The 22,940-nt window shown below is 70.4% G+C and carries 20 protein-coding genes and 2 pseudogenes; 10 read left to right on the top strand and 12 right to left on the bottom strand.

Annotation, left to right across the window (positions count from 1 at the left end; genetic code table 11):
• Nucleotides 1–3: 3 nt before the first annotated feature.
• Nucleotides 4–594 (bottom strand): N-acetylmuramoyl-L-alanine amidase, encoded by a 591-nt coding sequence (locus RM812_RS15690; RefSeq protein ID WP_311573164.1) that lies wholly within the window; start codon nt 592–594, stop codon nt 4–6.
• A 349-nt stretch (nt 595–943) separates the two neighbouring features.
• Between RM812_RS15690 and RM812_RS15685 the strand changes: the two genes are divergently transcribed.
• The 3 genes and pseudogenes from RM812_RS15685 to RM812_RS15675 all read left to right on the top strand — a co-directional run.
• Complete coding sequence (locus RM812_RS15685; protein ID WP_311573163.1) at nt 944–2,350, top strand: family 2B encapsulin nanocompartment shell protein; 1,407 nt, start codon at nt 944–946, stop codon at nt 2,348–2,350.
• A gap of 88 nt (nt 2,351–2,438) precedes the next feature.
• A complete protein-coding gene (locus RM812_RS15680) occupies nt 2,439–3,623 on the top strand; it encodes a family 2 encapsulin nanocompartment cargo protein polyprenyl transferase (RefSeq protein WP_311573162.1) in 1,185 nt (394 codons plus the stop codon).
• 221 nt (nt 3,624–3,844) lie between these two features.
• Nucleotides 3,845–4,158 (top strand): annotated as a pseudogene (locus tag RM812_RS15675) (GNAT family N-acetyltransferase); the annotation flags it as partial.
• Between the two features lie 321 nt (nt 4,159–4,479).
• Here RM812_RS15675 and RM812_RS15665 read toward each other — a convergent pair.
• Together RM812_RS15665 and RM812_RS15660 are read right to left on the bottom strand one after the other, a co-directional pair.
• Nucleotides 4,480–5,187 (bottom strand): B3/B4 domain-containing protein, encoded by a 708-nt coding sequence (locus RM812_RS15665; protein WP_311573160.1) that lies wholly within the window; start codon nt 5,185–5,187, stop codon nt 4,480–4,482.
• A gap of 35 nt (nt 5,188–5,222) precedes the next feature.
• Nucleotides 5,223–5,870, bottom strand: coding sequence for an FMN-binding negative transcriptional regulator (locus RM812_RS15660; protein ID WP_311573159.1), 648 nt, complete (start codon nt 5,868–5,870; stop codon nt 5,223–5,225).
• Between the two features lie 298 nt (nt 5,871–6,168).
• Between RM812_RS15660 and RM812_RS15655 the strand changes: the two genes are divergently transcribed.
• Nucleotides 6,169–6,753, top strand: a complete 585-nt coding sequence (locus RM812_RS15655) for a helix-turn-helix domain-containing protein (protein WP_311573158.1) — start codon at nt 6,169–6,171, stop codon at nt 6,751–6,753.
• Between the two features lie 219 nt (nt 6,754–6,972).
• Here the strand turns inward: RM812_RS15655 and sodN are convergent, their stop codons facing one another.
• Nucleotides 6,973–7,368, bottom strand: coding sequence for a superoxide dismutase, Ni (gene sodN, locus RM812_RS15650; RefSeq protein ID WP_311573157.1), 396 nt, complete (start codon nt 7,366–7,368; stop codon nt 6,973–6,975).
• Between the two features lie 145 nt (nt 7,369–7,513).
• Here sodN and sodX point away from each other — a divergent pair, with 145 nt between their 5' ends.
• Complete coding sequence (gene sodX, locus RM812_RS15645) at nt 7,514–7,948, top strand: nickel-type superoxide dismutase maturation protease (protein WP_311573156.1); 435 nt, start codon at nt 7,514–7,516, stop codon at nt 7,946–7,948.
• On the opposite strand, the gene RM812_RS15640 is transcribed toward sodX, so the two are convergent.
• Nucleotides 7,852–8,481 (bottom strand): CGNR zinc finger domain-containing protein, encoded by a 630-nt coding sequence (locus tag RM812_RS15640; protein WP_311573155.1) that lies wholly within the window; start codon nt 8,479–8,481, stop codon nt 7,852–7,854. The genes sodX and RM812_RS15640 overlap by 97 nt on opposite strands.
• Nucleotides 8,482–8,581: 100 nt before the next feature.
• Here RM812_RS15640 and RM812_RS15635 point away from each other — a divergent pair, with 100 nt between their 5' ends.
• Nucleotides 8,582–9,352, top strand: a complete 771-nt coding sequence (locus tag RM812_RS15635) for a class I SAM-dependent methyltransferase (protein WP_311573154.1) — start codon at nt 8,582–8,584, stop codon at nt 9,350–9,352.
• Between the two features lie 192 nt (nt 9,353–9,544).
• Here RM812_RS15635 and RM812_RS15630 read toward each other — a convergent pair whose 3' ends face one another.
• From RM812_RS15630 to RM812_RS15620, 3 genes are read right to left on the bottom strand one after another with little or no spacing between them, the layout of a single operon-like run.
• Nucleotides 9,545–10,306, bottom strand: a complete 762-nt coding sequence (locus RM812_RS15630) for an amino acid ABC transporter ATP-binding protein (protein WP_311573153.1) — start codon at nt 10,304–10,306, stop codon at nt 9,545–9,547.
• Complete coding sequence (locus RM812_RS15625) at nt 10,303–11,250, bottom strand: amino acid ABC transporter permease (RefSeq protein ID WP_311573152.1); 948 nt, start codon at nt 11,248–11,250, stop codon at nt 10,303–10,305. Before RM812_RS15625 ends, RM812_RS15630 begins: the two co-directional genes overlap by 4 nt.
• A 30-nt stretch (nt 11,251–11,280) precedes the next feature.
• A complete protein-coding gene (locus RM812_RS15620; RefSeq protein WP_311573151.1) occupies nt 11,281–12,243 on the bottom strand; it encodes an ABC transporter substrate-binding protein in 963 nt (320 codons plus the stop codon).
• A 621-nt stretch (nt 12,244–12,864) separates the two neighbouring features.
• Here RM812_RS15620 and RM812_RS15615 point away from each other — a divergent pair.
• The 4 genes from RM812_RS15615 to RM812_RS15600 all read left to right on the top strand — a co-directional run bounded on the left by RM812_RS15615 (nt 12,865) and on the right by RM812_RS15600 (nt 16,176).
• Complete coding sequence (locus RM812_RS15615; RefSeq protein WP_311573150.1) at nt 12,865–14,094, top strand: NAD(P)-dependent malic enzyme; 1,230 nt, start codon at nt 12,865–12,867, stop codon at nt 14,092–14,094.
• Nucleotides 14,095–14,317: 223 nt separating this feature from the next.
• Nucleotides 14,318–15,283, top strand: coding sequence for a zinc-binding dehydrogenase (locus RM812_RS15610; RefSeq protein WP_311573149.1), 966 nt, complete (start codon nt 14,318–14,320; stop codon nt 15,281–15,283).
• Between the two features lie 120 nt (nt 15,284–15,403).
• A complete protein-coding gene (locus RM812_RS15605) occupies nt 15,404–15,613 on the top strand; it encodes an RNA polymerase sigma factor sigma-70 region 4 domain-containing protein (protein ID WP_043383227.1) in 210 nt (69 codons plus the stop codon).
• Nucleotides 15,613–16,176, top strand: a complete 564-nt coding sequence (locus tag RM812_RS15600; protein ID WP_311573148.1) for a Clp protease N-terminal domain-containing protein — start codon at nt 15,613–15,615, stop codon at nt 16,174–16,176. The genes RM812_RS15605 and RM812_RS15600 overlap by 1 nt, the downstream gene beginning before the upstream one ends.
• 75 nt (nt 16,177–16,251) lie before the next feature.
• Here the strand turns inward: RM812_RS15600 and RM812_RS15595 are convergent, their stop codons facing one another.
• From RM812_RS15595 to RM812_RS15580, 4 genes and pseudogenes are all read right to left on the bottom strand, one after another.
• Nucleotides 16,252–17,349, bottom strand: a complete 1,098-nt coding sequence (locus RM812_RS15595; protein ID WP_311573147.1) for a PadR family transcriptional regulator — start codon at nt 17,347–17,349, stop codon at nt 16,252–16,254.
• A gap of 1 nt (nt 17,350) precedes the next feature.
• Nucleotides 17,351–18,255, bottom strand: a pseudogene (locus tag RM812_RS15590) (DUF4097 family beta strand repeat-containing protein).
• A gap of 198 nt (nt 18,256–18,453) precedes the next feature.
• Nucleotides 18,454–18,633: a DUF6104 family protein gene (locus tag RM812_RS15585; RefSeq protein WP_311573146.1), complete on the bottom strand. Its 180-nt coding sequence runs from the start codon at nt 18,631–18,633 to the stop codon at nt 18,454–18,456.
• A gap of 204 nt (nt 18,634–18,837) precedes the next feature.
• Entirely contained in the window at nt 18,838–22,677 is a 3,840-nt protein-coding gene (locus RM812_RS15580) for a multifunctional oxoglutarate decarboxylase/oxoglutarate dehydrogenase thiamine pyrophosphate-binding subunit/dihydrolipoyllysine-residue succinyltransferase subunit (RefSeq protein WP_311573145.1), read from the bottom strand.
• Nucleotides 22,678–22,940: the final 263 nt, after the last annotated feature.

The raw sequence follows: 22,940 nt of genomic DNA, 5'->3' as shown, positions 1-22,940 counted from the left end.
ACGTCACTTCAGCCGGTCCCGGATCCGCCCGCGCATCGACGCCATCGTGAAACCCCGGGGGTCCACCTTCCCCGGCTGCCATTCGAGGTGGCCGATGACGGATCGCTCGTTCCACCCGTGGTGGCGGCAGACAGCGGCGGCGGCGTGCTCGATCGCCTTCAGTTGCGCCGTCGGCCAGGGATCGTCGCCGTCGCCCAGGTTCTCGCACTCGAAGCCGTAGAAGTGCCGGTTGCCGTCGGTGTTCGCCTCGTTGTCCCGCGGCAGCGCCTTCTCGGCGATCACCGCGCGCAGGACGTCGTCGTCGCCGAGACCGGCGTGGTTGGCCCGGCCGTACCCGACCAGGTGCACCTTTCCGTCCTTGGTGATGACCCCGTGGCACAGCGGACCCGGCAGACCCTTGTAGCCGTCGCGGCAGATCTCCACGGTGCGCGCACTGCCCTTGGTGACCGTGTGGTGGATCATCACACCGTGCACGGGCCCCCAGGGCCCCTTGTGATTGCGGTTGTGGTGCCGCCAGTCGCCGACCTCGACGACGGTGAGGCCTTCCGCTTTCAGTGCCTTGAGGAAACTGCCCGCGGACATGGGTGAGGCCATGGCCGGCTCCTTCCCGCTGCGCGACGGCCGCCGGGCGCGACCGCCTCGTACCGGTTCTTGTACCGAAACGGAGCACTCGCTATTACTTGTTCGGCCGGTGTGCGAGCCGATCCGGACAACATCGTTTCCGCCAGTGGCTCCGGACAGGTCGGGCAAGACGCCGAGATGCCGAGACGTCGACCCACCGAGACGCCGAGACGTCCGGGCAAGCCCTCATACCTGCCCCGGCCACCGGTGATCCATTCCCGCTCTTTCGTGTAATAGCACTGGCACGCTCCGTGAGGAAGGCTGGTGCACGCACATCGATGCCGGGCGCAGCCGCCCGGCATGACCGGGAGGGCAATTCCATATGTCGGTAGGCGAAGAGGTCCGCACCGAGCAGACCAGGCCGCAGCAGAGCCTTGGCACGGCGGCCGCGCGGAACCTGGCCACCACGACCAAGTCCGTTCCTCAGATGCAGGAGATCAGCTCGCGCTGGCTGCTGCGCTCGCTCCCCTGGGTGGACGTACAGGGCGGCACGTACCGGGTGAACCGGCGTCTGACCTTCGCAGTCGGTGACGGCCGGGTGACGTTCGTGAAGACCGGCGACCGCGTCGAGGTCATTCCCGCGGAGCTGGGCGAGCTGCCGGCCCTGCGGTCGTACGAGGACGAGGACGTGCTCTCGGAGCTCGCGCAGCGCTGTGAGCAGCGGGAGTTCGGACCCGGTGAGGTGATCGCCTCGTTCGGTGGTCAGGCGGACGAGATCTACCTGCTGGCGCACGGCAAGGTGGAGAAGATCGGCACCGGCCCCTACGGTGACGACGCGGTGCTCGGAGTCCTCGCCGACGGCGCCTATTTCGGCGACCAGGCGTTGCTCGACGGGGACGCCATCTGGGAGTACACCGCCCGCACGGTCACCGCCTGCACGGTGCTCGTGCTGCCCCGCCAGGAGGTGGAGCAGGTCGCGGAGCGCGCGGACTCCCTGCGCGAACATCTCCAGCAGCGGCGCTCGATCCCGGAGCAGCGGACCAACAAGCACGGCGAGAAGGCGATCGACCTCTCCGCCGGTCACAGCGGCGAGCCGGACATTCCGCACACCTTCGTCGACTACGAGGCCAGGCCCCGTGAGTACGAGCTGAGCGTCGCCCAGACCGTCCTGCGCATCCACTCCCGCGTGGCCGACCTCTACAACCAGCCGATGAATCAGACCGAGCAGCAGCTCCGGCTGACGGTCGAGGCCCTGAAGGAACGTCAGGAGCACGAACTCGTCAACAACCGAGAGTTCGGCCTGCTGCACAACTGCGAGTACGACCAGCGGATCCAGCCGCACGACGGCGTACCCGGCCCGGACGACCTGGACGAGCTGCTCAGCCGCCGGCGCGGCACCAAGCTGCTCCTCGCCCACCCGCGGGCTATCGCCGCCATCGGACGCGAGCTCAACAAGCGCGGACTCGTCCCCGAGACGATCGACATCGCCGGTAACCGCATCCCCACCTGGCGCGGTGTGCCCATCTACCCGTGCAACAAGATCCCGATCACCGAGGCCCGTACGACCTCGATCATCGCGATGCGTACCGGGGAACAGGACCAGGGCGTCATCGGCCTGCGGGCCACCGGCATCCCGGACGAGATCGAGCCGAGTCTGTCGGTGCGCTTCATGGGCGTCAACGAACAGGCCATCATCAAGTACCTGGTCACCGCCTACTACTCGGCCGCGGTCCTCGTGCCGGACGCGCTGGGCGTCCTGGAGAACGTCGAGATCGGCCGCTGGCGGTGACTCCTGTCTCCCGAACGCCGTGTTCCCGCCCTCCCGGGCGGGTACACCCCCGGGGATACGGAAATGGGCGCATGGGGGAGGTGAGTCCATGACGGAGGCTCGGCACGGCACCACCGAGGCGTGGCACCCTACCGGAACCCTGGAAAGGCACGGGCCCATCGGCACGCAGCGGGACGAGGAGCCGGACCTGTCGTCCGGCGGGCAGTGGCCGGGGGTGGCCGACGGTCTGCAGACGGCGGTGTCCGACGGCCACGAGGCGCTGGTGCTCCTGCGGGAGTCCAGGGCGTCGGTCGACCCCGAACTGCGGACCGCCATCGCGTCGCTGCCCGCTTCGATGCGCCGGATCGCGTTCTATCACTTCGGCTGGCAGCACGCGGACGGCACGCCGGCGGCGGACAACGCGGGTAAGGCGATCCGCCCCGCGCTCGTCCTCGCCTCGGCCGCCGCGATCGGCGGGCCCGGAGCCCGGGCGGCGGCGGTGAAGGCCGCGGCGGCGGTGGAACTGGTCCACAACTTCACGCTGTTGCACGACGACGTGATGGACCGGGACACCACTCGTCGTCACCGGCCGACCGCGTGGGCCGTGTTCGGCGACGCCGACGCGATCCTCGTGGGGGACGCCCTCCAGGCGTTGGCCCTGCGGCTGCTTGCCGCGGACCCGCACCCGGCGGCCGCGGCGGCGGCCACCCGGCTCGCCGACTGCGTCATGGAGTTGTGCGAGGGACAGCACGCGGACACGGCCATGGAGCGGTGCGCCCCGGACGAGATCACCCTGGCTGAGACGCTCGCCATGGCCGAGGCCAAGACCGGCGCCCTGCTGGGATGCGCCTGTGCCCTCGGCGCGTTGTACGCCGGCGCAACCGACGAGGATGTCGATGCTCTGGACGCGTTCGGCCGCGAGGCCGGGCTGGCCTTCCAGCTCATCGACGACGTCATCGGCATATGGGGCGACCCGCACCGCACCGGCAAGCCGGTCGGTGCGGACCTGGCCGCCCGCAAGAAGTCGCTGCCGGTGGTCGCCGCCCTCACCTCCGGCACCCCGGCCGCAGCCGAACTCGCCGAGTTGTACGCGGCACCGTACGACGAGGACAGGGAGGAACTGGAGCGCACGGCGCTGGCCGTGGAGCGGGCGGGCGGCCGGGACTGGGCGCAGACCCTGGCAGCCGACCGGATGGCGAGGGCCATGCAGGAACTGGCCCGCGCCGTGCCCGACCCGGAGGCGGCGGGCGGTCTGCTCGCGCTGGCCGAGTTCGTGACCCGGCGCAGCACCTGAGGCCGGCGCAAGGCCCCGGAGCCCGTACAGAGCCGTACGGCACCTGACCGACGTACGGCCGCACCGCCGAGGGCTCCGGTCAGGCGGGTCCCGCACTTCCCCACGGTGTGCGGGGCCCGCTCCCCCGGCGAAGGTCCGGCCACATCGCCCAGCTGCCGCCGATGTCGCCGGTTGGGGCCACCCGGCACAGAACGCTGCTGCGGTGGGGAGGTGGGCGGGGCATGGGTGTGGTGATCCGGACGGCGGGGGGGGGAGGAGGAGGACCGGGAGCTGGTCGTCCGGCTGCTGGACGAGGCCTTCCAGGGCGATCCCGTGAGCAGCTGGGTCTTGCCCGACGAGGTGTACCGGCGCCGGACCCATCACCGGCTCATGGCCGTCTTCACCGACGCCGTGCTCGCCGACGGGCGTCTCGGCCTCACCGAGGACGGTGCGGCCTGCGCGCTGTGGCTGTCCGTGCCCCGCGGACGAGCGCACCGGTGAGGAGCCCGGTGGAGGGGCCGACGACGGCCCCGTCCAGGTGCGCGAGACGGTCGACCGAGGTACGGCAGGCAGCGCTGAGGCGTCGCCCGATCTACGCTGGACACATGGACAGCGAGAAGTACGCCTGTCCCGTTTGCGGACAGCCAGTCGAAACGGTCGTCCGGCGACACAAGACGCTGGGCGCGTGGGTCCCGACATGGGAGCCCGGCCCGTGCCGCAACCCCAGGTGTGGGGCGGGTCCCGAGCAGAGCACCCGGGGCGCCGAAACCGAGGCGCGGCCCCGGACCGCCGAGCCAATGCGAGAAGGGGTCAAGGAGAAACCCTGACGCCCGGGCGTGGTCCCGGAGGGCGCGAGCGCCGGACTCAGGCGGAGGTCTCAGATGACGACCTGGGGCTGTGCGGGGCTGAGGTGGTGGAGAGCGGTCCGTTCGGAGTGCGGAGCGAGCAGGCCCTGCAGCTCGTCGGCCGCGACCTTCAGGAGGTCGCCGTCGCGGGAGACGTGGAGGGTTTCGAGGACGAAGGCGACGTGGGTGGAGTCCTCGGTGACACGGGTGCGGTGGGCGTCGCGGTGGTTCCAGTGGCGGGTCAGGACGCCGGTCGTGTCCGCGTAGATGATCTCGCCGGGCTTGGGATTCTCGACGGTGTCGGGTTCGCCGAGCGGGGTGAAGGACTCGGTGCCGTCCGCGGGGCGGATGTCGGTGTCACCGGTGACGTGGTCCAGGTCGAAGGCTCCGGCGGGCAGGCCGTGGCGGACCGAGACGGCGTTGTAGGAGTCGACGGCCGGGTTGATGCGGGGCAGTGTCCCCTTCTTGGCGAGGCGACGGCCGAGCGCGTCGACGCTGGGGCGGATGCGGCGGGGGTTGGTGCCGAAAGAGCGGTAGGCGGTGTGCCACGCCTCGATGCGCGGGTCGCTCTCGTCGGCGGGCTGCCAGCTGCCGCCGGCGAGCTGCTGCTCCAGTTCCTCCAGGGCGGCGGTCGCCTCGGGCCAGGGCTCGTGGCCGCGCAGGCCCGTGGCGGTGACCACGGCGATGAGGGTGTCGGGGAAGGCGTCCGCAACGGCGGGAGCGAGGTGGAAGATGGTCATGGGCGGTGTCCGTTCGTGCGTCGGGGCGGGGTCGGTCAGGGCTTCCAGGTGCCGATGCGGTCGAGTCGGCGGAGCTGTTGGCGGGCGCTCGGCACGTCCAGACCCCGGCCACGTTCGGTGAGGCGGTCGGAGATGTCGGTGCGCTGTTCGACGGGTTTGTGATCGTCGTACTTGAACTTGGCCCGTACGTCGGTGACTTCCAGTCGCAGGCCGCGGATGCCGGGCAGCATCCGTCCGTACGGGGGCTGGTCGACGGCGACGGGGGCATGGTCGCCGTCGGGCTGGAAGTGGGCGAGCTGCCGGCGCAGCAGCTCGGCCTTGGCCTCGGGGTCGTCGACGATGTGGGCGCGGCAGGTGAACTGGACGGCTGTGTAGTAGCTGGTGGGGACGCCGTCGGTGGGTGGGGTGCCGGCCTTGGCGCGCCAGGGGCCGGGGATGAAGACGTAGTCGCCGAAGACGGTGAACAGGACGTTCGGGTCGTGCTCGATCGCCTGCCAGACCGGGTTGGGCCGGGCGAGGTGGATCAGCAGGTGGCCGGCGTCGCCGGTGAAGTGGGTGGGGACGGCGACGGGCGCCTGGCCGGGCAGGCCGTTGACGCCGAGGAGGCCGAAGTCGTGACCGTCGGCGATCCAGGTCTGCCATTCGGCTTCGTCCAGGCCGGCGTCCCAGGGCTGGATGAACATGGCATCTCCTTGCGTGGCGGGGCTTGTTCAGGTGCGGGCGAGGAAGCCGCGGGCGAGCAGAGCGGCGCCGGCCGGGCAGAGGGTGTTGCGCCGGACGTGGGCCTCGCGGGCACCGAGGCCGCGGGGAGGACGACGCACCCGTGGCCGACGGAGCTGCCGAGGACCGGCAGCGGAGCGATCACGGTTCGTCCCTTACTATCAATGGAACGACCAAACCGTACAACGCACTGACCGACGGGTGTCAACCGAACGACCGGGTGGTGCAGTGCAGTGGGCCACGCTTGAGGATGGTGATCGGATGGCCGAGACGGCCGCAGCCCTGCGGGCGCTCGCGCACAACGTCAGGGCGGCCCGCACCCGCGCCGGCCTGTCCCTCGACGAACTCGGCCGGCGGGCCCAGGTCAGCAAGGGCGCTCTGGTGGCACTGGAGAAGGCCCAGGGCAACCCCAACTTCGCCACCCTGGTCCGGTTGGCCGACACCCTCGGCATCTCGGTGTCCGCCCTGATGGAGGGACCGGCCGAAGGGCGCGTCCGCGTCGTGACCGCCGACGCCGTGGCGCCGTTGTGGACGGGGGAGCAGGGCGGCGAGGCCCGCCTGATGCTGACGACGTCGGGTCCGGCCCCGGTCGAGGTCTGGCGCTGGCGACTGGAGCCCGGCGAGGAATACCCCAGCCACCCCCACCAGGCCGGAGTCGTGGAAACCGTCAGCGTCACCGCCGGCCGGATGACCCTGGTCGTCGACGGCACCGAATACCCCGTCGGAGCCGGACAGACCGCCACCTTCGACGGCGACACCCCCCACACCTACCGCGGTGGGGGTACCGGGCCCTGCAGCCTGATCATGACGGTCCACCTGCCGCCCGGTCCTGCTGCCACGACCTGATCCGCGCACTCCGCGGCACGCCCTCCGAGGGGTGGCCGCTCACGGGGCAGGAGGGCGAGTCCCTCGACCGCATGCCGCGGATCGACGCCCATCCGCGGCCGGGCGAAGCAGACCGCACCCGGACCGTCAGGGACACCGTGTTCGGCGGCCTGCGGTCCGGGTGCGGAAAGGGAGACGCTGCAAGTAAGGAAACTGCAGGTCAAAGGGCATGATCGAAGATCAGGCCTTCTTGGTCTCCCAGAAGATCTTGTCGATCTGGGCGATGTGGTCCAGTGCCTTCTGGCCGGTGGCCGGGTCGGTCGACGCCTTGGCGGCCGACAGGGCCTTCAGGGTGTCGTTGACCAGCTGGTGCAGCTCCGGGTACTTCTCGAAGTGCGGGGGCTTGAAGTAGTCGCTCCACAGCACGGAGACGTGGTGCTTCGCGAGCTCGGCGCGCTGCTCCTTGATGACCGTGGCGCGGGCCTGGAAGTGCGGGTCGTCGTTGCCGGCCATCTTCTCCTGGACGGCCTTCACCGACTCCGCCTCGATGCGGGCCTGGGCAGGGTCGTACACGCCGCAGGGCAGGTCGCAGTGGGCGCTGACCGTCACCTTGGGGGCAAACAGGCGGGAAAGCATGGAGCGTTCCTTCCTCGTGATCGTCTTCTCAGGGGGGACATTACTCCCTGGGAGGCCCGATTTCGCGAGTGCCCCCGTGGGCTTAGGACAAAAGTCCGGGGTGAGACTGAGACTGGTGGAGGAAAGACAGGGGAGGTGCCGGGTGATGCCGGAGCTGTCGCGGGAGACCGAGCGCGCGAGAGGACTGCTGCCGTTCGGGCCGGCCGAGGTGACCGGGCCGTCGATGGTGCCCACGCTGCACCACGGGGACGTGCTTCTCGTGCACTGGGGGGCCAGGGTCGGGCCGGGTGACGTGGTCGTGCTGCGGCACCCCTTCCAGCAGGACCTGCTCGTGGTGAAGCGTGCCGTCGAGCGGCGCGGAGCCGGATGGTGGGTGCTGGGGGACAACGCCTTCGCGGGTGGTGACAGCACCGACTACGGGGCCGTCCCCGAGGAGCTCGTGCTCGGCAAGGCACGGCTTCGGTACCGGCCGCGGCGGCCGGGTCAGCGCTCGCCGTTCGCCGTGGCCCGCTGGGTGTTGTCGGCGCTCAGGCCGGTGCTGACCGACCGGTCCGCCTCCAGGCGCTTGCGGGCGCGGTAGGCCGCCACGTTGGCGCGGGTGGCGCAGCGGTCGGAGCAGTAGCGCCGGGAGCGGTTGGTGGAGGTGTCCAGGTAGGCGTTGCGGCAGGGGGACGCCTCGCACAGGCCCAGCCGGTCCACGCCGTACTCCGTGAGGTGGAAGGCGAGGCCCATCGCCGCGATGGCGGCGAAACCGGCGGTCGCGTTGGACGGGTGGTCGGCCAGGTGCATGTGCCACAGCGGGCTGCCGTCGTCGTCGCGGTGGTCGTGGCCGGAGATCTGCGGGCTCACCGGGAACTCCAGGAGGAGGGAGTTCAGGAGGTCCACGGCGAGGGTCTCGTCGCCGCCGTCGGCCGCCTCGAAGACCGCGCGCAACCGTCCCCGGACCGACCGGAACCGCGTCACGTCCGCGTCCGTGGCACGGCGGGCCGCCGACTGGTTGGTGCCGAAGAGTCCGCGGACGGCCTCGACCGAGGTCAGGGAGTCCTGCCCGCGGACCGGTTCCTCGGTGTTGACGAGACGCACGGCGTAATCCGAGTAATAGGCCAGTTCCACTTGTAGTCCTTACGAAAGGGGCTCTATGGTCGTGCCTGTGGTCAGGTAACAGCTGATCGTGCTTCCAGGGTATTACGCGCTTGGGTGAGGGAGGGGCACGATGACGGACGCGGACACCACCACGACCGGTGCCGACTGGCAGGCCTGGCAGAAGAGCTGGGACCGGCAGCAGGAGTGGTACATGCCGGACCGCGAGGAGCGCTTCCGGACCATGCTCGACCTGGTCGAGGCCCTGGTCGGCACCGCGCCGCGCGTCCTCGACCTCGCCTGCGGCACCGGCACCATCACGGCCCGGCTGCTCGCCCGGTTCCCGGAGGCCACCAGCACCGGCGTGGACCTCGACCCCGCGCTGCTCGCCATCGCCGAGGGCACCTTCGCGGGGGACGACCGGGTCTCCTTCGTCACCGCCGACCTCAAGGACCCCGACTGGCCGGTGAAGCTGCCGTACGACTCCTACGACGCCGTCCTGACCGCCACGGCCCTGCACTGGTTCCACGCCGAACCCCTCGCGGTTCTCTACGGTCGGGTCGCGGAGCTCGTCCGCGACGGTGGTGTCTTCATGAACGCGGACCACATGATCGACGAGACGACGCCCCGGATCAACGCGGCCGAGCGCGTACAGCGGCACGAGCGGATGGATGCCGCCAAGAGTGCGGGCGCACTCGACTGGGCCGAGTGGTGGCAGCTCGCCGGGAAGGACCCGGTCCTCGCCGAGCCCACGGCCCGCCGGTTCGAGATCTACGGTGAGCACGCCGCCGGCGAGATGCCCTCGGCGGCGTGGCACGCGCGCGTGCTGCGCGAGAAGGGCTTCGGCGAGGCGCGGCCGGTGTGGTGCTCGCCGTCGGACACGCTGCTGCTGGCGCTCAAGTAGTCCGCGACCGATCCACGGGTTCCGCGGGGCTGGCCCACGGGTTCCGCGGGGCTGATCCACGGGTTCCGCGGGGCTGGTCCGCGAGTTCCGCGGGGCTGGTCCACGAGCACGACCGAAGGGGCGGTACGGAGATCCGTACCGCCCCTTCGGTCCGTCGTCCGGTCGTCGTCCGGGCCGCCGTCGTGCGGATGCTCAGAGGACCTTGGACAGGAACGCCTTCGTCCGCTCGTGCTGCGGGTCCGTCAGGACGTCGCGCGGGTTGCCCGACTCGACCACCACGCCGTTGTCCATGAAGACCAGGCTGTCGCCCACCTCGCGGGCGAAGCCCATCTCGTGGGTGACGACGACCATCGTCATGCCGGACTCCGCCAGGTCGCGCATGACGTCGAGCACGTCACCGACCAGCTCCGGGTCCAGGGCCGAGGTCGGCTCGTCGAACAGCATCAGCTTGGGGTCCATTGCGAGGGCCCGGGCGATCGCGACCCGCTGCTGCTGGCCGCCGGACAGCTGCGTGGGGTAGTTGCCGGCCTTGTCGCCCAGCCCCACGCGCTCCAGCAACTGGCGTGCGCGCTCCTTGGCCTGGGCCTTGCTCACGCCCTTGACCTGCACCGGCGCCTCCATGACGTTCTCCAGCGCCGTCATGTGCGGGAACAGGTTGAAGCGCTGGAAGACCATGCCGATGTCCCGGCGCTTGAGGGCGACCTCGCTGTCCTTGAGCTCGTAGAGCTTGTCACCCTTCTGGCGGTAGCCGACCAGCTCTCCGTCGACGTAAAGCCGCCCGGCGTTGATCTTCTCGAGGTGGTTGATACACCTGAGGAAGGTGGACTTGCCGGAGCCGGAGGGCCCGATGAGGCAGAACACCTCGCCGGCCTTCACCTCCAGGTCGATGCCCTTGAGGACCTCGACGGGGCCGAAGGACTTGTGGACGCCCTCGGCCTTGACCATGGCGGTCATGCGGCACCTCCCGCCGTGGGTCGGTTCGACAGGGACAGCAGGTTCGCCCTGATCTTCTGCCACGGCGTCGCCGGCAGCTGGCGGCTGGAGCCGCGGGCGTAGTAGCGCTCCAGGTAGTACTGCCCCACGCTGAAGATCGAGGTCAGCAGCAGGTACCAGGCCGCGGCCAGGAACAGCATCTCGGCCGGGGCGCCGGAGGTCTGGCCGATGTCCTGCGCGACGCGGAACAACTCGGAGTACTGGACGACCGACACCAGCGAGGTCGTCTTCAGCATGTTGATGACCTCGTTGCCCGTGGGCGGCACGATCACGCGCATCGCCTGCGGGACCACGATCCGGCGCAGCGTCTTGGCGTGGCTCATGCCGAGCGCGTGCGCCGCCTCGGTCTGGCCCTCGTCGACCGCGAGGAGACCGGCACGGCAGATCTCCGCCATGTACGCGGCCTCGTTGAGGCCGAGGCCGAGCAGTGCCGTCAGGAACGGCGTCATGAAGTCCGACCACTCGTCGCGGTAGACCGGGCCCAGGTTGATGTACTCGAAGACCAGGCCCAGGTTGAACCAGACGACCAACTGCACCAGGACCGGCGTGCCGCGGAAGAACCAGATGTAGAACCACGCGATGGACGACGTCACCGGGTTCTTCGACAGCCGCATCACGGCGAGCAGGATGCCGCCGACGATGCCGATCAGCATGGCCAGGACGGTGATCAGGAGCGTCTTGCCCATGCCGGTCAGGATGCGGTCGTCGAAGAAGTAGTCCGGGATCGCACCCCAGTTGATCTTGCCCTGGGAGAACGCGTAGACGACCGCGGCCAGCAGTGCGATCGCGACGGCCGCGGACACGTAGCGCCCGTAGTGGCGGACCGGGATGGCCTTGATGGCCTCCGGACCGGCCGGCGGGGTGTCGGCCGGACCGCCCGCCCTCTTGTCGATGTCAACAGTCACGGATGTTGCCTTTCAGTGCCCGCCGCGCGGTCACTTGCCGCCGTTGATGGTGCCTTCCGTGACGGCGCCTTCCGCCACGCCCCACTTGTCGAGGATCTTCTTGTACTCGCCGTTCGCGATGACCGCGTCGAGCGCCGCCTTCAGCGCGTCGCGCAGCTGGGTGTTGCCCTTGCCGACCGCGATGCCGTACGGCGCGGCCTCGACCTGCTCGCCGACGAGCTGGAAGTCGTTGCCGCCGCCGGAGGTCTTCACCGCGTACGCCGCGACCGGGAAGTCGGACGAGCCGGCGTCGGCGCCGCCCGCGCGAAGGCGGGTCTGGGCCTGCTGGTCGTTGTCGAAGGGCTGCATGGAGATCTTCTTGCCGGCCGGGCACTTCGCGCTCTCGGCCTTGGCCAGGTCCTCCGAGACGGTGCCCCGCTGCACCACGAGCTTCTTGCCGCACAGGTCGGACCAGGTCTTGATGCCCCGGTCGTCGCCCTTCTTGGTGTAGATCGAGACACCGGCGGTGAAGTAGTCGACGAAGTCGACGCCCTCGCCGACCTTCTTGCCGGTGTCGGCGTCGATGCCCTCCTGACGGTCCTTGGTGTCGGTCATCGCGGACATGGCGATGTCGTACCGCTTGGAGCGCAGGCCGGTGATCAGCGTGTCGAAGGTGCCGTTCTCGAACTCGAACCGGACGCCGAGCTGCTTGCCCAGGGCGTCCGCGAGGTCGGGGTCGATACCGGCCGTCTTACCGGAGTCGTCCTTGAACTCGACCGGAGCGTAGGCGATGTCGGAACCGACCTTTATGACGCCCTTGTCACGGATCGACTGGGGCAGCTTCTCGGCCAACGGGGCACCCACGGCGGACTGGGTGTCGCTGCTGCCGGAGTCGCTGTTCTCGGTCTGGTCGCCGCATCCGGCGAGCAGCAGGGCGCCTGCGACCGCGATCGCACCGACCGCTGCTGGCCGGGAGTACGCGGCGGTCGTACGACGGGTGGAGCTTGCGGTCATGGTGGTTCCTCCGGCGGATGAGGGAGTAGCCGATGGGACGGGACGCCCGCCGGGGAACCGACGGGCGTTGTGGGTCGACGAGAGCACACGCCTTCGAGTGTCGCGACCTCGTGTGATTACGGCATCTTGCCATTCGGACTCGGCCGTTCAGGGTGACCGTCATGTCAAAATCGGATAACGGGTGACCACTCGAAACGCACCAGGTCGGTACATCACGACCGAACCTTTGCGGGAATCGATCCTTCCGGCCGGAAGATCTTCGGTATTTCTCGAAATACGGGCATCGTTCGATGGCGTGAGCGGCCGTTGAAAGCCTGTTCTCCGGCTCTGTCAAGGGGCCTGGAGAAGTTGTCCGGATCCCCGGCTATGAGCCATGTCACCGGCATGCGGCGTGCGAGGTCCGACATGTGAGCTCCCCCTTATCGGACTCGTCGCCAGGGACGTCCGTCGGGTATGAAGGTTCTTTACACCCCTCATCAGGGGCTCAGGGCGCGTGTGCGGCGCGCCCGTCGCGCAGGGGTCCGTGTGGCCTAGGCGGCCATCTCCCTGCGCGGTGCCCGCCCATTCCTCACCAGGAGTGGACAAACCCTCAATCCATGAACTCTTAAGGGGTAAGACAAAGTGGCAGCGGAGATCGTCAATCCTCGCAGCGACAGCGACGCCGGTACGGAGCAGGAGGCGGGGCCGGAGCCCCTCGACTCCTTCGACCCCGCGTTCGCGCTGCACCGCGGCGGCAAGATGGCCGTGCAGGCCACCGTGCCGGTCCGGGACAAGGACGACCTGTCCCTGGCGTACACGCCCGGCGTCGCGAAAGTGTGCAGCGCGATCGCCGAGCAGCCCGACCTCGTCCACGACTACACCTGGAAGTCGTCGGTCGTGGCGGTCGTGACGGACGGTACGGCGGTGCTGGGACTCGGGGACATCGGCCCCGAGGCCTCTCTTCCGGTGATGGAAGGGAAGGCGATTCTGTTCAAGCAGTTCGGCGGTGTGGACGCGGTCCCGATCGCGCTCGCCTGCACGGACGCCGACGACATCGTCGAGACGGTGGTCCGGCTCGCGCCCTCCTTCGGCGGCGTGAACCTGGAGGACATCTCGGCGCCGCGGTGCTTCGAGATCGAGCGCAAGCTCCAGGAGCGCCTCGACATCCCGGTCTTCCACGACGACCAGCACGGCACGGCGGTCGTGACGCTGGCGGCGCTGCGGAACGCGGCGCGGCTGAGCGGACGGACGCTGGGTGAGCTGCGGGCGGTGATCTCGGGCGCCGGCGCGGCCGGTGTCGCCATCGCCAAGATGCTGGTGGAGGCCGGTATCGGGGACGTCGCGGTCGCCGACCGCAAGGGCATCGTCTCGGCGGACCGGGACGACCTGACCGCCGTCAAGCGGGAGCTGGCCTCCTTCACCAACAAGGCGGGACTGTCCGGCTCGCTGGAGGCGGCCCTGTCCGGCGCCGACGTGTTCATCGGCGTCTCCGGCGGTACGGTGCCGGAGCCGGCGGTGGCCTCGATGGCCGAGGGCGCGTTCGTCTTCGCGATGGCCAACCCGAACCCCGAGGTGCACCCGGAGGTCGCGCACAAGTACGCGGCGGTCGTCGCGACGGGGCGGTCGGACTTCCCGAACCAGATCAACAACGTGCTGGCGTTCCCGGGCATCTTCGCGGGCGCGCTGCAGGTGCGGGCGTCGCGGATCACCGAGGGCATGAAGCTGGCGGCGGCCGAGGCGCTGGCGTCGGTCGTCGGTGACGACCTTGCGGCGGACTACGTCATTCCGTCGCCGTTCGACGAGCGGGTTGCGCCGGCGGTTACGGCTGCGGTGGCTGCGGCGGCCCGGGCGGAGGGGGTTGCGCGCCGGTGACGGTGTGACGCCCAGTGGTGTGAACGGCCCTGTCCTGGTGGACGGGGCCGTTCGCTGTTCGGGTGCGTCGAGCCGGAGCCGTGGGTGCGGGGGGTGGGTCCGCAGCCCGGCGGTGCGGGGTGCCTCTCCCACTCTCGGCTTGCGTGGCCGGGTGGTGCAAGAGGGTGTGTGTCACATGGTCGGGTGGTTTCCGATGGCGGGTGGGGAACCTATCGTCAAGGTCATGTTCGCTGTCTACGCCGCCCGAATCGACCGCGACCAGCCGCTGACCGGCCTCGAGTTGGGGGAGCGCCCTGCTCCTGAGGCCCGCCCCGGCTGGAGTGTCGTCGATGTCAGGGCCGCCTCCCTCAACCACCACGACCTGTGGTCCCTGCGCGGCGTCGGCCTCCCCGAGGACCGGCTGCCGATGATCCTCGGCTGCGACGCCGCCGGTGTCGACGAGGACGGCAACGAGGTCGTCCTGCACTCCGTGATCGGCCAGACCGGCCACGGGGTCGGCCCCGACGAGCCCCGTTCCATCCTCACGGAACGCTACCCGGGGACGTTCGCCGAGCGGGTCGCCGTGCCGGCCTGGAACATCCTGCCGAAGCCCAAGGAGCTCTCCTTCGAGGAGGCCGCCTGTCTGCCGACCGCCTGGCTGACCGCGTACCGGATGCTGTTCACCAACGCCGGAGTGCGTCCGGGTGACTCGGTGCTGGTGCAGGGTGCCGGCGGTGGGGTCGCCACGGCTGCGATCGTGCTCGGCAGGGCCGCGGGGCTGCGGGTCTTCGCGACCAGCCGGGACGAGGCCAAGCGGAAGCGGGCCGTGGAGCTGGGTGCCGTGGAGGCCGTCGAGCCGGGCGCGCGGCTGCCGCAGCGGGTCGATGCCGTCATCGAGACGGTGGGCGCCGCCACCTGGTCCCACTCGGTGAAGTCGCTGCGGCCCGGCGGCACGCTCGTCATCTCCGGCGCCACCAGCGGCGACCGGCCCTCCCACGCCGAACTGACCCGGATCTTCTTCCTCGAGCTCAAGGTCGTCGGCTCCACGATGGGTACCAAGGACGAGCTGGAGGACCTGCTCTCCTTCTGCGCCGCCACCGGCGTGCGTCCTGTCATCGACGAGGTGCTGCCGATGGACCGGGCCCGTGAGGGGTTCGAGCGGATGGCCTCCGGTGAGCAGTTCGGCAAGATCGTGCTCAGCGGTTCCTGATCCCTCCTCACGACCGTCGGCGGCGGGTCCGGTCCTCCGGGCCCGCCGTTCGCGTTCTCCGAGCCGTCCCGGGTGTCAACGAGGGTTGACGCCCGAGGTCTGTCAACCTAAGTTGACTTCATGAGCGAAGCAACGGATCTCGCCGCGCGTGCGGGCGATCGCGACCCCCGGGTCGGGCTGCGGGCCGTCGCCGCGCTGCGGAGGCTGTTGGAGCAGCTGGAGGCGGTGCAGGTGCGCGGCGCGCGCAATCAGGGCTGGTCGTGGCAGGAGATCGCCACGGAGCTCGGGGTCAGCAGGCAGGCCGTGCACAAGAAGTACGGGAGGCATTGATGTTCGAGCGGTTCACCAACGACGCCCGAGCCGTGGTGCAGGGGGCGGTGGAGCACGCCGAGGGGGCGCGGGCGCACACCGTCGACGCCGAGCACTTGCTGCTCGCCCTGCTGGATCGCGAGGGCAGTCGCGCCTCCTTCGCGCTGTCGGCGCTCGGGGCGGGCGAGCGCAAGGACTCGGTACGGCGGTCCTTGGCGCAGGCGCGGCGCCGTGCCGGTCTGTCTCGGGCCGAGACCGACGCCCTCGCCGGGCTGGGGATCGACGTCTCGGAGATCGTCGCCCGGGTGGAGGAGGCGCACGGCGTCGGCGCGATGTCCGGCGACCGGAAGGACAGGCGTTGGTGGTCCGGGCACCGCAGCTTCAGCCGGGAAGCCAAGGAGGTGCTGGAGAAGGCCCTGCGGATCGCCGTCGCCCGGCGCGACCGGCGCGTCGGGGACGAGCACATCCTCCTGGCCCTGACCGTCCGTCCCGGTGTGCCGGCCGAGGCGCTCGCCGACCACGGCGTGACCCACGAGTCGCTGACCAGGGTGCTGGGCGGTGGCACGGGGGAGGCCTGCGCCTGATGCGCGCGGCGCCCCCTGCGAGGCGCCTGCGGCGGCGCGCCGGGGGCGCCGGGGCCGGGGGAGCCGGGCCGGGGCTCAGGCCTTCGGGGCGCGCAGTATCACGCCGATGTGCGCCGCGGCCGTCGACAACTGATGGCGGGCGTCGCGGAGCTGGTCGGGAGTCACGCCGTGGTCCCGTGCCGCGTCACGGATGTCGTCCCGGAAACGGTCCAGCAGCCGGTCCAGATCGCGGGCCGGGTCGCCGGTGGAGTCCGCTGCGTCCTCGTGGGCCCAGGCCGGGACGTAACCGGCCGGGAAGTTTTCGGGGGTGGCGGAGTACTCGGGGGAGGAAGGACGCTCGGAGGGCGCGGGGCGCTCCGTCCGCTGGGCGGTCGGGTCGGTGCGGCCGAAACCCCAGTCCTTCCCGAACTCCTTGCCGAAGTCCTTCCCGAACTCGCCGACCCCCTTGGCCAGTTCGCCCAGGCCCTCGCGCAGCCCCGTCGGCCAGTCGCCCCGCGGGAAGTGGTCCTGCATCTGCTCCTGGACCCGCTGGGTGATGCGCTGCACCTCCTCCTGCGCCTGGGCCCAGGCCCGTTCCTGCGCCTCCTTGGCCTGGCGCCGGGCCCGCTGGGCTTCCTCGCGGGCCCGGCGGCTCTCGTCCTTGGCGCGTCGGGCCTGCTCCTTCCACTCCTGCTTGACCCGCCGCATCTCCTCCTTGGCGGCGCGCCAGGCATCCTTCTCGTCGGCGTCCGCGGCGTCGGTGGCGGACCCGTCCCCCGCGCCGTCCGCACCGGAGCCGGTGTCCCGGCGGGCCGCGCCGAGCGCGGCCCGCATCTCCCGGCGCAGATCGCCCGCCGCGCCGCGTACGTCGGCCCGGATCTCGGCGGCGAGTTCGGCTACCGACTCCCGGATCTCCAGCTCCAGGTCGGCCAGCTCGCCACTGCGTTCGGACAGCTCGGCGCGGCCGGCGTCGGTGATGGCGTACACCTTGCGGCCGCCCTCGGTGGTGTGGGTGACCAGGCCCTCGGCCTCCAGCTTGGCCAGGCGCGGATACACCGTGCCCGCCGACGGTGCGTACAGGCCCTGGAAGCGTTCTTCGAGGAGCCGGATCACCTCGTAGCCGTGGCGCGGGGCCTCGTCCAGGAGCTTGAGGAGGTAGAGGCGGAGACGGCCGTGGGCGAAGACGGGAGGCATGTCAGAGCACCTTCTTGTCGGTCGTGCCGTCGGCCGGGGCGCCGGTGGCGCCGTGGTCTGGGCCGGAAGCGGAATTGTCCCCCGAGTCGCCGGGCGTGCCCTCCACCGTCGGACGGCGCAGCAGAGCGATCGAGCCGGAGACCGTCGTGGCCTTCAGCCTGCCGTTGCCCGCGCCGAGCCGGCCGGTGATCCGCTTGGCCCCCCACTGGCCGGTCACCCGCAGGTCCTCGAAGGCGTTGGAGACGGTGCCGCCGGCCGTGTGCGCCTCCACCTGCGCGTCGGCCGGCTGGGGCAGTCGGATGGCGATCTCGCCCGAGACGCTGGTCAGCCGATGTCGGTGGGTCCGCCGGACGTGTCCAGGTCGACGATCATCGACCCGCTCACCGACTCGGCCCGCACGGAGGAACCCGCCTCCACCACCGTCAGGTCCCCGGAGACGGAGTTGAAGCGCAGGTCGCCGGAGAGGGCCTGGGCCTCCACGTTCCCGGAGACGGTGTGCGCGCGGACCGGGCCCGCGAGGCTCACCAGTGCGGTGTCCCCAAAGACGCCCTTCACCTCGGTGCTTCCCTCGATCCCGGAGACCACGGCCGCGGCGCTCACCACGCCGACCTCCACCCGCGTGTGCGAGGGCACGGTCAGGGAGACCACCGCCCTGCGGCGCCGGCCCCTGTGGTCGAGCCACTTGAGGAAGTCCTTCCAGGGCAGGTCCTCGTAGGCCACCGTGAGTATGCCGTCCTGGTGGGTCGCGATCAGGGGTGGTCCCTCGATCTCGGAGACCTGCAGGCGGGCGGAGGGCTCGTTCGTGCCCACCACGTTCACCGTTCCGTTGACGATGCGGACGTGGAGCTCGCTCACGGACTCGTCGAAGGTGAGCTTCCCGGGTTCCGCGACGGACCACTCGGACATCGTGCAGACCTCCTCGACCGAACGCGCCATATCGCGTCCCCGCTATTCACGATATATCGCGGCTACGGAAAGTCAAGGAACCCTTCTGGTGATGCAGGGCGTACGGCCTCTCACGGCGCCCTGAGGGCACACGCAGGCGCGGCGTACCCGACTCCGCGCGGAGCTGCGGCGTACCCCGGTTCCGGCCTGCGGACCTGCTTACTCGTCGTCCTCGTCGTCCATCCGTGCCAGCCACGTCGCCAGCCGCTCCACCGGCACCTCGAAGTCCGGGTTCAGGTCGACGAAGGTGCGCAGCTGCTCGGCGAGCCACTCGAAGGTGACCTCCTCCTCGCCGCGCCGCTTCTCCAGTTCCTCGATGCCGCGGTCGGTGAAGTACAACGTGCTCTCCGTCGAAAGGGTCGGCCGGGTGGGACAGGGTGGGACAGGTTCGGACGGGGTCGGTTTCCGTCGGAACCGCTGGTCCCAGGATAGGCGCGGCCCGCACCCGACCCGTACGGCCCCGGGTGCGGGACGGAACGCCGAAGGGCCCGGTCACCGTCGGTACGGTGACCGGGCCCTCACGCGTGGGGCCGGATCGAGGGCTTACGCCTCGAACACCTCACGCACCAGCTGCTCCTGCTCGGCCTGGTGCCGCTTGGCGGAACCGACGGCCGGGGACGAGCCGTGCGGCCGCGAGATGCGGCGCAGGCGCTCGCCGTGCGGGACGTCGGCGCCGACCGCCAGGTCCAGGTGGTCGATCAGGTTGAGCGCGATGAACGGCCAGGCACCCTGGTTCGCCGGCTCCTCCTGGGCCCACAGGTACTTCTCGGCGTTCGGGTACTTGGCGATCTCCGCCTGGAGCTCGGCACCCGGCAGCGGGTACAGGCGCTCGATGCGGATGATCGCCGTGTCCGTGACGCCGCGCTTCTTCCGCTCGGCGTCGAGGTCGTAGTAGACCTTGCCGGCGCAGAAGACGACCTTCCTGACCGCGGCCGCCTCGACCGACTCGTCGCCGATGACCGGGCGGAACTGGCCCGTCGTGAACTCCTCCGCCTTCGAGGCCGCGGCCTTCAGGCGCAGCATCGACTTCGGGGTGAAGACGACCAGCGGCTTGTGGTGCGGGTTGTGCACCTGCCACCGCAGGAGGTGGAAGTAGTTCGACGGCAGGGTCGGCATCGCGACCGTCATGTTGTTCTGCGCGCAGAGCTGGAGGAAGCGCTCCGGGCGGGCCGAGGAGTGGTCCGGGCCCTGGCCCTCGTAGCCGTGCGGCAGGAGGAGGGTCACGCCGGAGGTCTGGCTCCACTTCTGCTCGGCCGACGAGATGAACTCGTCCACGACCGTCTGCGCGCCGTTGACGAAGTCGCCGAACTGCGCCTCCCACATCACCAGCGCGTCCGGGCGGGCCAGCGAGTAGCCGTACTCGAAGCCCATGGCCGCGTACTCGGAGAGCAGGGAGTTGTAGACGTTGTACCGGGCCTGGTCCTCGGACAGGTACAGCAGCGGCGTGAACTCGTCGCCCGTCTCGCGGTCGATGACGACCGCGTGGCGCTGGCCGAAGGTGCCGCGCTGCGAGTCCTGGCCCGCCAGGCGGACCGGGACGCCCTCCAGGAGGAGGGAGCCGACGGCGAGGGTCTCGCCCATGCCCCAGTCGATCGTGCCGTCCTCGACCATCGCCGCGCGGCGCTGCAGCTGCGGCAGCAGACGCGGGTGGATGGTGACGTGGTCGGGGATGTTGACCTGGGACTCGGCGATCCGCTTGACGGTCTCGGCGCTGACCGCGGTGTTCACGGCCACCGGGAACTCGGCCTGCGGGTCCGAGGGCTCGGCGGCGGTCGGCTGGGAGACGGCCTCGCGGACCTCGGTGAAGACCTTCTCCAGCTGGCCCTGGTAGTCCTGCAGCGCCTGCTCGGCCTCTTCCAGGGTGATGTCGCCGCGACCGATGAGGGACTCGGTGTACAGCTTGCGCACCGAGCGCTTCTTGTCGATCAGGTCGTACATCAGCGGCTGGGTGAAGGCCGGGTTGTCCGACTCGTTGTGACCGCGGCGGCGGTAGCAGATGAGGTCGATCACCACGTCCTTGTTGAACGCCTGACGGAACTCGAAGGCGAGCCGCGCGACGCGGACCACGGCCTCCGGGTCGTCGCCGTTCACGTGGAAGATCGGGGCCTCGATCATGCGGGCCACGTCCGTCGCGTACATGGAGGAACGCGAGGACTCGGGGGCCGCGGTGAAGCCGACCTGGTTGTTGATGACGACGTGGACCGTGCCGCCGGTGCGGTAACCGCGCAGCTGGGACATGTTCAGGGTCTCGGCCACCACGCCCTGGCCCGCGAAGGCCGCGTCGCCGTGGATCGCCACCGGCAGGACGGTGAAGTCCGTGCCGCCCTTGTTGATGATGTCCTGCTTGGCGCGGGCGACGCCCTCCAGGACCGGGTCGACCGCCTCCAGGTGCGAGGGGTTGGCGACCAGCGAGACCTTGATCTGCTCGCCGTCCAGGCCGGTGAAGGTGCCCTCGGCGCCCAGGTGGTACTTCACGTCACCGGAGCCGTGCATCGACTTCGGGTCGAGGTTGCCCTCGAACTCGCGGAAGATCTGCGCGTACGACTTGCCGACGACGTTGGCCAGCACGTTCAGCCGGCCGCGGTGGGCCATGCCGATGACGACCTCGTCCAGGCGGGACTCGGCCGCCGAGTCGATGACCGCGTCCAGCAGCGGGATGACGGACTCGCCGCCCTCCAGGGAGAAGCGCTTCTGGCCGACGTACTTGGTCTGCAGGAAGGTCTCGAAGGCCTCCGCCGCGTTCAGCCGGCGCAGGATGCGCAGCTGCTCCTCGCGCTCCGGCTTGGTGTGCGAGCGCTCGATGCGGTCCTGGATCCACTTGCGCTGCTTCGGGTCCTGGATGTGCATGAACTCGACGCCGGTGGTGCGGCAGTACGAGTCGCGCAGCACGCCGAGGATGTCGCGCAGCTTCATCAGGGACTTGCCGGCGAAACCGCCGACCGCGAACTCGCGCTCCAGGTCCCACAGGGTGAGCCCGTGCTCGGTGATGTCCAGGTCGGGGTGCTTGCGCTGCTGGTACTCCAGCGGGTCGGTGTCGGCCATGACGTGGCCGCGGACCCGGTAGGAGTGGATCAGCTCGAAGACGCGGGCGGCCTTGGTGACGTCGTCGTCGTGCGAGGCGTCGATGTCCTTGAGCCAGCGGACCGGCTCGTAGGGGATGCGCAGCGCCTTGAAGATGTCGTCGTAGAAGCCGTTCTCACCCAGGAGCAGGTTGGCGACCTGGCGCAGGAACTCGCCGGAGGCGGCGCCCTGGATGACCCGGTGGTCGTAGGTCGACGTGAGCGTCATGACCTTCGAGATGCCGAGCTTGTTCAGGGTGTCCTGGCTGGTGCCCTGGAACTCCGCCGGATAGTCCATGGAGCCGACGCCCATGATGACCGACTGGCCGGGCATCAGACGCGGCACCGAGTGGACGGTGCCGAGGCCGCCGGGGTTGGTCAGGGAGACCGTGACGCCGGTGAAGTCGTCCATCGTCAGCTTGCCCTCGCGGGCGCGGCGGACGATGTCCTCGTAGGCCTGCCAGAACTCGAAGAAGTTCATGGTCTCGGCCTTCTTGATCGCCGCGACGACCAGCTGGCGGTCGCCGTTGGGCTTGACCAGGTCGATGGCGAGGCCGAGGTTGACGTGCGCCGGCTTGACGAGCGTCGGCTTGCCGTCCTTCTCGCCGAACGAGTGGTTCATCGCCGGCATGGCCTTGATGGCCTGCACCATCGCGTAGCCGATCAGGTGCGTGAAGGAGATCTTCCCGCCCCGGGCGCGCTTGAGGTGGTTGTTGATGACGATGCGGTTGTCGAACAGCAGCTTCACCGGGACCGCGCGCACGGACGTGGCCGTGGGCAGCTCCAGCGAGGCGTTCATGTTCTTCGCGACCGCGGCGGCGGGGCCGCGCAGGGTCACCAGCTCGGGCCCCTCGGGGGCGGCGGTGGCGTCCTTGGCGGGCGCGGCGGCCTTCGCCTGCGGCTTGGCGGCGGGCTTGGGCGCGGCGGGCTGCGGTGCGGGAGCCGCGGGTGCCGCGGGAGCTGCAGGGGCCGCAGCGGCCGGGGGCTGTGCCGCCGGCTTCGCGGGGGCGGCCGGCTGGGGGGCCGCCGGGGCCTGCGCCGGGGCGGCAGCCTGCGCCTGGGGCGCCGGTGCCGGCGCGGCCTGCGGGGCGCCGGCGGTGTCCGTGCCCGTGGCACCGGGGGCGGCCTGGGCGGCGGGCGCCCCGGGCTTGTAGTCGGCGAAGAAGTCCCACCAGGCTCGGTCCACGGAGTTCGGGTCCTGGAGGTACTGCTGATAGATCTCGTCGACGAGCCACTCATTGGCACCGAACGCGGCAGCGGGGTTCTTGCCCGCTTGGTCGGTGTCGGTCGAGATGCTCGAGTTACTGGGGGACTGTGGCGACACGGCGAGAACCGCCCTCTTCCGCTTCACAAGATGGTGGACAGCGGGAATCAAGGCTACGCCTCCCGGACCCGGAAGGTCAGGCCGGGCTCGTTCATCGTCGCGTAAGTCACACTGCAGGCCGTGTTTCGGCGCTGGAAATGGCGGGAAACAAGCGAGGTTCCGTTGCGCGCGGGAAGGGGAGACCGTGACCCGGCGCGAAGAAAACGCGGGCCTGTGCCTGATCACACGTGTCCGCCAGCGCGGATGCCAGTGGATCTTGGCGC

Origin of the sequence: Streptomyces lancefieldiae (genome assembly GCF_031845825.1) — a bacterium.
In the GTDB taxonomy this organism is placed as follows: Bacteria; Actinomycetota; Actinomycetes; order Streptomycetales; family Streptomycetaceae; genus Streptomyces; species Streptomyces lancefieldiae.
Note: the sequence above shows the minus strand (reverse complement) of the source record. Positions and strands in the feature narration are given on the sequence as shown.

Coding starts and splice junctions, on each gene's coding strand:
- RM812_RS15665 (WP_311573160.1), bottom strand. CDS start 5,187: ATGACCATCTTCCACCTCGCTCCCGCCGTTGCGGACGCCTTCCCCGAC.
- sodX (WP_311573156.1), top strand. CDS start 7,514: ATGCCGGAGCTGTCGCGGGAGACCGAGCGCGCGAGAGGACTGCTGCCG.
- RM812_RS15655 (WP_311573158.1), top strand. CDS start 6,169: ATGGCCGAGACGGCCGCAGCCCTGCGGGCGCTCGCGCACAACGTCAGG.
- RM812_RS15605 (WP_043383227.1), top strand. CDS start 15,404: ATGAGCGAAGCAACGGATCTCGCCGCGCGTGCGGGCGATCGCGACCCC.
- RM812_RS15630 (WP_311573153.1), bottom strand. CDS start 10,306: ATGACCGCCATGGTCAAGGCCGAGGGCGTCCACAAGTCCTTCGGCCCC.
- RM812_RS15690 (WP_311573164.1), bottom strand. CDS start 594: ATGGCCTCACCCATGTCCGCGGGCAGTTTCCTCAAGGCACTGAAAGCG.
- RM812_RS15660 (WP_311573159.1), bottom strand. CDS start 5,870: ATGTTCATCCAGCCCTGGGACGCCGGCCTGGACGAAGCCGAATGGCAG.
- RM812_RS15685 (WP_311573163.1), top strand. CDS start 944: ATGTCGGTAGGCGAAGAGGTCCGCACCGAGCAGACCAGGCCGCAGCAG.
- RM812_RS15610 (WP_311573149.1), top strand. CDS start 14,318: ATGTTCGCTGTCTACGCCGCCCGAATCGACCGCGACCAGCCGCTGACC.
- sodN (WP_311573157.1), bottom strand. CDS start 7,368: ATGCTTTCCCGCCTGTTTGCCCCCAAGGTGACGGTCAGCGCCCACTGC.
- RM812_RS15635 (WP_311573154.1), top strand. CDS start 8,582: ATGACGGACGCGGACACCACCACGACCGGTGCCGACTGGCAGGCCTGG.
- RM812_RS15600 (WP_311573148.1), top strand. CDS start 15,613: ATGTTCGAGCGGTTCACCAACGACGCCCGAGCCGTGGTGCAGGGGGCG.
- RM812_RS15620 (WP_311573151.1), bottom strand. CDS start 12,243: ATGACCGCAAGCTCCACCCGTCGTACGACCGCCGCGTACTCCCGGCCA.
- RM812_RS15595 (WP_311573147.1), bottom strand. CDS start 17,349: ATGCCTCCCGTCTTCGCCCACGGCCGTCTCCGCCTCTACCTCCTCAAG.
- RM812_RS15680 (WP_311573162.1), top strand. CDS start 2,439: ATGACGGAGGCTCGGCACGGCACCACCGAGGCGTGGCACCCTACCGGA.